The sequence below is a fragment of the Rhizobium sp. B21/90 genome, assembly GCF_019355815.1.
Lineage (GTDB): Bacteria > Pseudomonadota > Alphaproteobacteria > Rhizobiales > Rhizobiaceae > Rhizobium > Rhizobium rhododendri.
This window is the reverse complement of the sequence record NZ_CP072162.1, coordinates 3,638,558-3,649,675: the sequence shown is the minus strand read 5'-3', so window position 1 is coordinate 3,649,675 and position 11,118 is coordinate 3,638,558. Positions and strand designations below refer to the sequence as shown.

Here is an 11,118-nt window from a genome sequence, read left to right as displayed (position 1 = left end):
TTATTCCTTTACCTCAAGTCAACACTTAAGCACGACGCGATCATGGCGACGACACCAAGCACCGTGACACCGGATGGTTGACAAACCGTTCATGCTACTCGTCTCTTGATCGATGTAATCGCAAGACCTTAGTTAGGAGCAGGCACAATGACCGCCGGAGCCGCTGTCGTGCTGCTTTTGTCGTCGCCGATCGGCGACGGAACGACCGGCCCCCTGGGCGCCGGCGCGGGTGCCTGCTGTTGCGCGACCGGACGCGGTGCTGCGCGCGGTTCTACGCTGCGCGGGCTTTGCGGTGGGATGCCAGGTGACGTCGCCGGCAATTGGAAAGCGGCTGGCAACTGGCCGGCGCTCGTAGGCGATACCACCGGGTAGATGGGGTTGCCGGTGCGGCCAAGCGTCGGATCGACCGGTGGAGCGCTGTCATACGGGTTCCAGCCGGGTGCCGGGAAAGTGCCTGTGATGGTGTAGCCATACATGACACGAAGCAGTTGCTCGGCGGTTGCATGGGTGTCGCAGAGTCGCAGCCGGACCTGCACGGTACCGCGATTCTGAAAAGCACCACGAGCATTGTCGCTGGAGCGCACCTGCTGCCAGGCATAGAGGCAGGTGTCGCCTTGTGCACTTTTGCCCGTGGCATAGCCGAACGGTCCGTAGTTGTTCTGGACGTAGATGCCGGACCGAACCATCGCCACGCCAGGCAACGCACGACGCATATCCCTGTCGACCGTGCTGTCGCGGATCGAGGCATAGCCGAGGCCCTTGCGGTTGTCGTAGTCGAGACCGACCGGCCCGAAGAACGTCACCTGCAGATCGTTCTGCCCCGAGGTTGCGGCTGAGGTAAAGAGGTAGATGTCCTGCTGGACGGCGTTGTTGTAGGAGTGCTGCACGACATTGACGATCGAGGGACCGCCCGGAGGTGGCAGCGCGAAAGCCTTGTCGCTCGTCACCGTCTCCGCGGGACCGGGAACCCGGATCCCATCCTTCGACGCGCAGCCGGATATCGCCAGCGCCGCCGTGAGCCACAGCGCGCCATAGACACCTTTTGTCATGCGTGACGGCGCGACATGCCGAATCAGAGAACGAGGGACCATGCGCATGAAATAGCCAAATGCGCTACATAAGCAACATGAACATCGTTTTGCGGGTATTGGTGGGTGCGCTGAAGGGCCCCGTCGCGAATGAAATCTTCTGCCACGCGTGCCTTTCCGGCGACAATTGACAAGCCAGCGTGGATGAAGAACATGCCCTCGAGATTGCGTGATGCCCGGGAGTGCAGCGCGCCATTCAGAAAAATCAGGGCAGGAGACGGCAAAATGGCAGGCGATATCGGCATGTTCGAAGCGGGAAGCTTCATCGGGCGCATCTGGGATGCGGCCAAGGACGGTCCATCCGTTGTCGTTATCCGCGACGGCACTGTCTACGACGTCACGTCACGAGATATTCCGACCGTCTCCGCCCTTCTGGAAATGGACGATCCCGTCGCTTTTCTAAGCACGCAGGTGGGCGAAGCTGTCGGCAGCCTCGAGGCGCTGTTTTCGGCGGACGCCAAATCGCCCCACAGCTTGCTGGCGCCGATCGACCTGCAGGCCGTCAAAGCTTGCGGCGTCACGTTCGCGCGCTCGATGCTGGAGAGGGTAATCGAGGAGCGCGCTGCCGGTAATCCGGATCTAGCGAACAGCATTCGCGGCCGCATCACGTCCATCATCGGCGACAGCCTTCGCAATCTGAAGGCGGGATCGCCGGAGGCCGCAAAGGTCAAGGCGGCGCTGATCGAGGATGGCGTCTGGTCGCAATATCTGGAAGTCGGCATCGGCCCGGATGCCGAGGTCTTCTCCAAGGCGCAGGTGCTCTCCTCCGTCGGTCACGGTGCCGATGTCGGCTTGCACCCCATTTCCAAATGGAACAACCCAGAGCCGGAAATCGTGCTGGTCGTCGATAGCCAGGGGCGCGTCAAGGGCGCAACGCTCGGTAACGACGTCAACCTGCGTGACGTCGAGGGCCGCTCTGCCCTGCTGCTCGGCAAGGCCAAGGACAACAATGCTTCCTGCTCGATCGGGCCGTTCATCCGGCTGTTCGACGATACTTATTCCATCGACGACGTCCGCAATGCCGACCTCGATCTCACAATCGAGGGAGAGGACGGCTACGTGCTGCACGGCAAGAGTTCGATGAAGGAGATCAGCCGTGATCCGCTCGATCTTGTCTCCCAGACAATCGGGCGGCATCACCAGTATCCCGACGGAATGGTGCTGTTCATGGGGACGCTTTTCGCGCCGGTCGAGGACCGCGACGTGCCGGGGCAGGGCTTTACCCACAAGATCGGCGATGTCGTGACGATTTCGAACGACAAGCTGGGCGCACTGCGTAACCGCGTCATGCTGTCGACCGATTGCCCGCCCTGGACTTCAGGCATTACAAAACTCATGCGCAATCTGGCGTCGAGGGGCCTGCTTTAGGAAGCCGCTCGCTCGCTGCGGCTACTCGGAGACGAGCAGCGCCACTGGTGAAGTGGCCAGCAGAGCTGCCAGTTTCAGCGGCTGGCCTGTCTCGTGGACCGTACCGTCGATGACATTTCGCACTCTGCCGACAGCGCGCTCGGGCAAGGCGATCGCACTGTCTCGCCAGTAATCGCCGCACGGCCATTCGCTTTCGCCCAGTCCGAAAACAAGCCGAGGAGCAATGGCGACGACCATTTTGTTCTCGTGGCTGCGCAGGAATGCGATGGCGTTGGCGGCGCGTTCACCGGTGACGGCCAATGGCTGATAATCGCCTTTAGCAAACAGCGTTGGCTCTGCGTTGCGGAGCGCAAGGCCCTTCTGGACGAGGCGCTGCTTGAAGAGTCCCCGGGCAAGCGCGCTCTCATCGCGTATCTGGAGGGGCACGGCCAGGTCCTCACCCAGGCGTGCAAAGTCCGGCAGGCGGCGATTGTCGGGGTCGACGAGGCTGAGATCCAGTTGCTCTGCGCCCTGGTAAATGTCGGGTATGCCTGGAGCTGCCAGCTTGATGAGCGTCTGTGTCAGGCCGTTAAACAGGCCCGCCCGCACGAACGGCTGCAGCGTCTTGCGGAAGTCCTGCAGAAAAGCCGCATTGTCGCTTGCAAGCAGATTGGCCGCGAAAGCCTTTACGGCGTCCTCGTAGGCACCATCCTCCTCGCCCCAGTTGGTGCGCTGCTTGGCCTCGCGCAGCGCTTTCTCGACATAGGCAAGGAAACGGTCGGGCAAGTCGGCCGGAGCAGGCGCTTCGAGCGCGAGGTCGGCCGGCCAGGCACCGGCGAGTGCCTGATAGAGCATCCATTCGAGCCGTGGTTCCGGCGCGGCGCCACCCGGCAGGGAAGCGCCGGTGGCGGCATTGATCTTGCGCCAGCGCTCCACGCCATCCAGCCATGCCTCCGGCGCTTCGGTAAGCGCATAAAGCCTCGCCCGCCCGTCCTCGCCGCGTTTCGTGTCATGTGTCGATGTTGCGGAGAGGCCGGCCGGCTGCGTCTCCATCCGCTTGGCCATCTCATTGTGGAAGCGCTCGAGTGCAAATTCACTGGCGGCAGGTTCGCCGCCGACCTCGTTCAGGCCGATCAGGCGGTTATATCGATAGAACATCGTGTCTTCGATAGACTTCGCCGTCAAAGGCCCCGTCAATTGCTGGAAGCGCCGTCGGAATTCGAGCGCATCCGCCTTGGCCTCCGGTGGCACATTGCCTTGAAATACCTTGTCGACGAAGGACAACGCGGCGTGGTCCGGCTTTTCGGATGAGCCGCCCGCAGTTTCCACGATAGTCCTCCACATCGCGCCATCGGCCGCGTCGAGGGCGCCATCCGTCCCGTAGGTCCGATACACCGGGCAGGCGACAAGCAGAGACACCAGCGCCTGTTCCAGTGCCGCTTGCTCGGGCACGTCGCCATTGATCGTTCCGACACTCAGAGGCAGCTTCAGCAAATTGTTGGTTTCAACAGCGAAGTTTTTCCGGGCAAGCATCGCCTTGACAGCCAGCGCGCCCTCGGCAAATTCCGGCTCACCATCGGCAATTTCCCGATAGGTCTCGGTGATTGCCTTCATTCCAGACGTGTTCCCCAGAACGTCGGGCAAGGTGGTGATAAATTCATAGCCTGTGGTTCCGGAGATCGGCCACGCCTCCGGCAGCGTCTCTCCTTCGGCGAGGATTTTCTCGACGACGATATAGGTATCCTCACCGACGGCACTCCGCAGACGCTCGAGATAGCCGGCCGGATCTGCCAGCCCGTCGATATGATCCAGCCGCAGTCCATCGACTGCACCGCTGCGCACCAGTTCGAGTGTCAATCGATGTGCATCGTCGAAAACAGCCGGGTCTTCGACGCGCAAGCCTACAAGGCCAGTCACCTCGAAAAAGCGACGATAGCTGAGCTCGCGCGGTGCGTCCTTCCAATAGATCAGCCGCCAGGGCTGCTCATCCAGCACGGCCTGAAGCGAAGCCGGGTCGCTGAACTTTTGCTCGAGCGCCTTGTTTATGTCTGCCGCCTCGCCAGAGAGCATGTCGCGCATGCTTTGGTGAAATTCCGTCTCCCGCCGTGGATCTGCATCAGACGCCAGAGTGCACATTGCAGCGACGACCGGGAGATCAAGTCGCGACAGCACGGCGGCATAGGTGCTCGGCGACAGTGGCAGCCGCTGCTCGTAGTAAGCAACAGTGAGCGTGCCGGCATCCGCGTCCATCGTCAGCTTCAGTTCGCCTGCCCCCAACGCATCCTGCAGCGGCTTTCCGAGGATAGGCAACGTCAGCTTTCGGCTCCAGTCGATGTCGAAATGCTGGCTGAAGGGGCTTTCCTCACCCCACTCGACGACGCTGCGCCACCACGAATTTTCCAGCGAGGCGGCCATATGGTTTGGAACGATGTCGACCAGCAGGCCGATGTCGGCTTCCCGAAGTGCCTCCGACAACTTGTCGAACCCCTCGCGGCCGCCAATCGCGGGATCGATCTCGTTGGTGTCGGTGACGTCGTAGCCGTGGGTGGAACCCTTGGTCGCGGTGAAGATCGGTGACGCGTAGAGGTGACTGATGCCCAATTGGCGAAGGTAAGGAACCATTTTCCGGGCATGGTCGAAAGTCATGCCGTCGCGAAACTGGATGCGGTAGGTAGAATTGGGCAAAGTCATGGGGATACCTGGCAGAGTGGGAAGGCCGTCGGGTAGCGTGGTCAGCAAGTTACGCTCCCAGGAGCCAATTTCAGGCCGCATGGAAACGAATTAACCGGCAACGCAATGCCCTTAGCCTCTCGGTGAAGCCTCGACCTGCAAACTTGCGGAAGCAAAATAAGTTCCGTCCACTGACGATGCGGGGTGGCGCAGGCGCCTCGGTCTAGTGGGTCGGTGCCGGTTGCAATGCCGGCTGGCTGCGCGCAGCAGTCAGTTCTGCGGTGGTGTGGTTGAGGCGGTCGGCTAGCACCCTCATGATATCCACGGCCATTTCGGGGAAGTCGGAGAGCAGCTTGAGGAAGTGCTCTTTGCTGATCCGCAGTGCCTCGACATTCGAGGTGGCCTTGACGGTCGCAGTACGGGAGACGTCGCAGAGGATGGCGATTTCTCCGACAATCGAATTGACATCGACATCGGCGACCTTGATCTCACCGGTCGGCGTATCGACCAGGATATCGGCGGTTCCTGCCAGCACGACATAGGCAGCGTCGCCAAGATCGCCCTGGTGGAAAAGTATTTGGCCAGCACGGTAGCTGACACGATCGGAGGTGAAGGCAAGCAGTTTCAGCTTCGCCGGCGCAATGCGTGCGAAAATCGGCACTCGCCGCAACATTTCGACTTCATCTCTTAACAGCATGCGCGTTCAACCCCGGGATCACCGCCGCCAGATAGCCTATAACGATAAAAGTTCTTTGAACATCCCGTCGTGCTGCAAAAGATCTTCGGTTGTGCCGCTTTCGGCCAGCGTGCCGCCCTGAAATACCAGGACGCGGTGGAACTGCTCCGCTAGCGCGACATTCGACAGAACCCAGATGATAGCCGGGTTGTGGTCGCTGTTTTCGATGTCGCGTAGAACGGTGCGGACGATCTGGTCCTGGATGCGATGGTCGAGCGCAACCAGCGGCCTGTTGAAGATCAGGTAGTCGGCGCGCTTCAGCAGCGCGCGGGCAAGGTTCAGCTTCTGGCGCTGGACGTTGGTCAGGCGCTTGCCGCCGGAGCCGACGTCGAAATCGAGGCCGATTGCCAATACGCTGTCCTGCAGGCCCAGCCTGTCGAAAAGATCGCGCATGATCACATGGATCTGCTCAGGCGCATCGGCCTGCTGGTGGGCGATACGCCCAAACAGCACGTTGTCCATCAATGTGGCCGAAGCCGTGAAGCGCTCGGGGTCATAGCGTTCGATGACAGCGTTCAGATCGGCCGGGATATGCTTGTGAAACTCCGTACGTGCCTCGACGATCTTGTTCATCAACTGCTTGGTGAGCAGACCGAAGCGGTGGCGTGGCTCGATGTAGGAGAAACTGAGACGAATGATCGATGCCCGCTCTTCGGGCGTCGCCGTCTCGAAGTTGCGGCCGCCCCGCTTCTGCAGCAGCGCCTGATAGTCGGGAATGTCGTCCGCCGTCATGAAGGTGAGCTGCTGGAAGAAAGGGTGGTCCGGCGGCAGGTCGTTGAACAACTCGACTGTATTTTCGGCGATCTCGATGCCCATGTCGTAGAGTTCGCTGTTCAGGCCGCTGTCCTGGAAGAGCTTGATGAAATAGGGATGTGCAGCGAGCTTCCTGTTGGTCATCAGCGGACGCTTAAGCGTGCCGAACAGCAGGTTTTCACCCACCGTCGCCTGCGTATTGTAGGCGGTGAATTCGAACGGCACGACCAGCCCGTCGAGATCCTGCTCCTTCAGCCGCTCGATCAGCGCATGGCGCAGTTCGACGATCCGTTCGGTCAGGTCCTTGTGCGTCTCAGTATCGACTGTGGAGCGCAGCGCCATGTCGAGAATATCCTGCGACATCAGCACCGAATCGAGCACTGGTCGGATGACGCTGTAAAGGTCGTCCGGCCCGGTCGCCCCGGCAGATGTGTAGTCGACCCAGTCGCTGTCGAGGCTGAGAGACGGGTTGCCGGCGCGTTTGGCCTCCGAAATCGCCCACTTGTTGCGCACCGCGGCCTCGCCCTCATAGGTGACGGTCGTCAGCGGGGCATGCTTCAAGCCGTAGAGAATGTTGTCGCGCAACGTTCCGTGGAAGAAGTAGGTGTCCGAGCCGGCATAGGCGATCCGTCGGCCGGTCACCGATTCCGGTAATTCCAGGATGTCGTGCCCATCGACGGTCACCTTGCCGCTGTCCGGCCAGACCAGCCGTCCGAAGGCCTCGGCCAGATACTCGCCCCCACTGCCGCTCTCGCCTACGATCGCCACGGTTTCACCGGGCTGGATCTCGAGCGAGACATGGTCGAGAACACGGGCGCCGCTGTCGTCGCTGATTGTCAGGTTGGTGGCGACAAGCGCATGCTCCAGCCGTGCCGGAGATTTGGGGTCCATGACCTGGATGCGCGGGTCGATCAGCCGGTCAACGCTGAATTGCTCGACCACCTGATTGTATTTTACCTGGACATCCTGACGCGACTGGTCCCAGTCGATCAGTTCCTTGAGCGGTCCCGGCAGATCCTTGTAGGCGTTGATGACCGCGACCAGCTGGCCGATGTCCAGGCGCCCCTGCAAGGCGAGAAACCCGCCGATCGAATAGAACAGGAACGGCGTGACCTGGGCCAGGAAGTTGTTGATGAACTTGACAAGGAATTTCCACTGATAGAGGTCGTAGCGGATCGAGAAGATCAGCCCCAGCCGGGCAGCAATATCGGCCCGCTCGAAGTTGGACGTGTCGTTGCCATGGATGGTGCCGATGCCATCGACGATCTCGCCAACTCGGCCAGAAAGTTCGCGCGCCGTCAGTTGGCGCTGGCGGCCAAGCTCAAGCAGTCGCTTGCGCATGCGGGGAATAACGACCGCCTGCACCGCGACGATGCTGGCGGCGATCATACCGAGCCAGAAATTCTGCATGATGATGAAGATGAGAGCGGTGACCGCCTGCCCGCCGAGCAGTGCGGGCTGGACGAATGCGTCTCCGGTAAACCCGCCGAGAGGCTCCACCTCGTCCTTGATCATCGTCGCGATTTCAGCCGCCTTGACGCGCTTGAAATGCGAAGGCGGAAAGCGCAGCACCCGATCGACAAGCTCGAAGCGGATGCGACGCAGCATCCGCTCGCCAAGCCTACCCTTGTAGGTATTGATGTAGAGTTTGAAGAGGCCGTTCAGCACCACCAGGGCCAGAAACACCAGGCTGAGAGCGATCAGCATCTCGAAACGGTCGAGCTTCAGGCCTTTGAATACCTCGATATGGCCAACAAAGGGGATGTCGTAGGCGATATGCATGAAGGACTGCGTGGCGCCTTCGCCCTCGAAGCCCTTGCCCTGGATCGGGCCGTTGACGATCTGCTTTGGCAGGTCGAAGGACAGGAAGTAAGGCACCATGGACGCAGCAACGACGAGCAGGATCCATATCTGCTCGAGGCGCGTGTTCGACCAGATATATTTGGCGAGGCTTTTTTCCATTGCTTACCGCATGCTTCTAAATTCGGGGGTCGCCACGCTCGTCTTCCTCTCGCATGCCGCTTTTCCCTGTCGCTCGAAATGCGAAATGCCATGGCGGCGATCCATTCCGATTCCCCGCCTTCGAGCTTATATCACAACAGTCTGCAAAACGAGGTCAAAGCTGCAACGGTCAGGCAGCATCTTGAACGATAACGGCCGTCTTTTCGGCGCCATCCAGGTCGATAGAATGCGAAGCCGGCTTTGGTTTCTGCAGTGCTGTTGCAACTGACTGTTCCAGCATCTCGGCCGTAAGCCCTGCCTCCGGCAAAGCTGTCGCCAGACCGAGTGCTTCCAGCCGTTCGGCGCGGACGGATTGCTCCGTTTCACCACCGGCGGTGAACGGTACGAGGATAGAGCGGCAGCCGGTCACGAGCAGGTCGCAGACCGTATTGTACCCCGCCTGCGAGATCGATAGCTCGGCCCCACGCAGCAGCGACGGGAAATCGCTGCGAAAACGAACCAGTTGCGTATTGGCCGGAGCTTCGTTCTGAAGGGCCATGAAGTCCGCCTCGGGCATGTTCGGCCCCGCGATCAGGCACCAGCGCCGGTCGGTCGCCACGCGTCTCGCCGCGTCGAGAGAGGCGCGGACGAGATCGCGCCCAACCGCGCCGCCGCCGGCGGACACGACGATATCGAACACCTCGGCCGGCTCCGGTGGCATCGCCGGTGCCACAAGTCCGGTGTAGCGTATCTTGCCAGCGATATCGGCGGCCAATGGAAACGTTTCCTCAAGACGTACGAAACGGGGGTCGCCATGGACCAGCACGCCGTCGAAATGGGCGTCGAGCGTGGCAACGGTTTCAGCGTCGCGCCCCGCCTTCTTCTGCTGCTGCAGGATGTCGCGCACCGAGGTGAAAAGCTTTGGCCGCGGCTTTGCCGTCTCGATGGCGTCGAGCAGCGGCAGCAATTCGAACCGCATTTGCCGACGGCCGAAGGGAAAGGCCTCGATGACGACGACGTCCGGTCGCGTCGCATGAAAGGTCGCAAGCAGCCGGTCGCGGCGGTCGTCCAGGAATGCCTGGTCAACCGGCGTGCCATCCTTGTGGGCAAGTCCTGAAAATCCCGATGTCGCAGCCACCACCGGAGGCAGGGCAATTGAGGTGACGTCGTCGCCCGGAAATCCAGCGACCGGCAAACCGCCGGTCACCAGCGTAACGCTGCAGCCGCGACGCGCGAGCGCGCTCGCAATGCGGCTTGCACGGGCGATATGGCCGATGCCGAGCAGATGCTGAACGTAGAAGAATACCTTTGGTCCACTCACGCCGATTGCTTCCGGTTGTCGTCTTTTTGCCATTCCTCTTCGAACAGCCGGCTGAGGTGTCGGATGCTGGAATGATAGTCGAAGTTCTCGCGCACCCGCCGCTCGGCAGCCAAACCCAGACGGTCGCGAAGGGCAGGGTCGCGGATTGCGGTTTCCAGAGCCCGGGCCAGGCCGGTTGGGTCTTCGGAAGACACCAGCAGCCCATTCTCGCCGTCGATCAAAAGTTCCGGAACGCCGGAAACCCGCGTCGAGATGCAGGCGAGACGCTGGCTGGAGGCCTCGACCAGCACGTTTGGCAGCCCATCGCGGTCGCCGTCGGCAGCAACGCGGCAGGCAAGCGCGAACACATCGGCACGTCGATAGTGTGCCAGCACCTCTTCCTGCGCCATCGCACCCTTCCAGATGATGCGGTCGGCAATACCGAGACTGTCCGCCAGTGCTTTCAGGTCAGCCAACCGGTCACCGCCGCCGATATGCTCGAAGCGCCAGTGGAGCGTCTCAGGCAACAGCGCCAGCGCCCGCAGCAGCACGTCGTAGCCCTTTTTCTCGACGGCGCGGCCGACGCTGAGCAGCAACACGGGTGCAGCGGGATCGCTGCCGTTGCGGTTGGAATGTTCAACTTCGGAAGGGCTGAAACGGGCGAGGTCGAGACCGTGGTAGCTTAGGTACACACGCTCCTTGAATGGCGTCAAAGTTCGCATGTGGTCAAAACCGCTATGGGTGCAGGTCACCGCCCATCGCGCCTGTCCGAGCTTTTCGGTCAGTTCCCAGTCGGGTGACGTCCAGATATCCTTGGCATGCGCAGAGCAGGTCCAGGGGGTGCCGGTGAGAATGCTTGCATAGGCGGTGACGGAGGCGGGGGTGTGAATGAAATGGGCATGCAGCCACTCGGCTCCGTCAGGCCATTCATGCGCCAGCACCATCGCCTGGCCGAGACGGCGAAATCGGTTGCGCGTCGGGTCACGCTTCAGGTCGGCCCAGAATTGGCGCAGCAGCTGCCGAAAGCCGGGTCGGTGCCTGACCGATAGTAGCGCCTTGACGACGCGCAACGGCTCTTCGTGCAGATATTCCGGCAGGTAGACGACACGCGCCTTGATCTCGTCGTGGACCGGGTGCCGCTTCTTGTCGGTGGGACGGCGCATCGAGATCAGCGTCAGGTCGAAGCCCGCCTGCTCCAGCCCAAGCAGCTCCTGGGCGATAAACGTTTCCGACAGCCGGGGATAGCCCTTGAGGACGACCAGTATTTTCTTTCGGATAGGCAA

7 protein-coding genes are annotated in these 11,118 nt (G+C 61.3%); 1 reads left to right on the top strand and 6 read right to left on the bottom strand.

Translation table 11 applies throughout. The annotated features are described in order from the left end of the window. Positions 1–128 precede the first annotated feature (128 nt). A complete protein-coding gene (gene bcsN / locus J5278_RS17670) occupies positions 129–1,049 on the bottom strand; it encodes a cellulose biosynthesis protein BcsN (protein ID WP_209182581.1) in 921 nt (306 codons plus the stop codon). 264 nt (positions 1,050–1,313) lie between these two features. Between bcsN and J5278_RS17665 the strand changes: the two genes are divergently transcribed. Then, positions 1,314–2,456, top strand: coding sequence for a fumarylacetoacetate hydrolase family protein (locus J5278_RS17665; protein ID WP_209182582.1), 1,143 nt, complete (start codon positions 1,314–1,316; stop codon positions 2,454–2,456). Between the two features lie 21 nt (positions 2,457–2,477). Here J5278_RS17665 and treY read toward each other — a convergent pair whose 3' ends face one another. From treY to J5278_RS17640, 5 genes are all read right to left on the bottom strand, one after another. Beyond that, positions 2,478–5,126: a malto-oligosyltrehalose synthase gene (gene treY / locus J5278_RS17660; protein WP_209229136.1), complete on the bottom strand. Its 2,649-nt coding sequence runs from the start codon at positions 5,124–5,126 to the stop codon at positions 2,478–2,480. A 202-nt stretch (positions 5,127–5,328) separates the two neighbouring features. Then, on the bottom strand, positions 5,329–5,802 hold the full coding sequence (locus tag J5278_RS17655; protein WP_111216298.1) for a Crp/Fnr family transcriptional regulator: 474 nt from the start codon (positions 5,800–5,802) through the stop codon (positions 5,329–5,331). A gap of 36 nt (positions 5,803–5,838) precedes the next feature. Continuing rightward, positions 5,839–8,556 (bottom strand): ABC transporter ATP-binding protein, encoded by a 2,718-nt coding sequence (locus J5278_RS17650; RefSeq protein ID WP_142823791.1) that lies wholly within the window; start codon positions 8,554–8,556, stop codon positions 5,839–5,841. 169 nt (positions 8,557–8,725) lie between these two features. Then, a complete protein-coding gene (locus J5278_RS17645) occupies positions 8,726–9,856 on the bottom strand; it encodes a glycosyltransferase family protein (RefSeq protein ID WP_209182584.1) in 1,131 nt (376 codons plus the stop codon). Continuing rightward, the gene (locus tag J5278_RS17640; RefSeq protein WP_209182585.1) at positions 9,853–11,118 is read right to left on the bottom strand and encodes a glycosyltransferase family 4 protein; all 1,266 of its coding nucleotides are present in this window, start codon (positions 11,116–11,118) and stop codon (positions 9,853–9,855) included. Before J5278_RS17640 ends, J5278_RS17645 begins: the two co-directional genes overlap by 4 nt.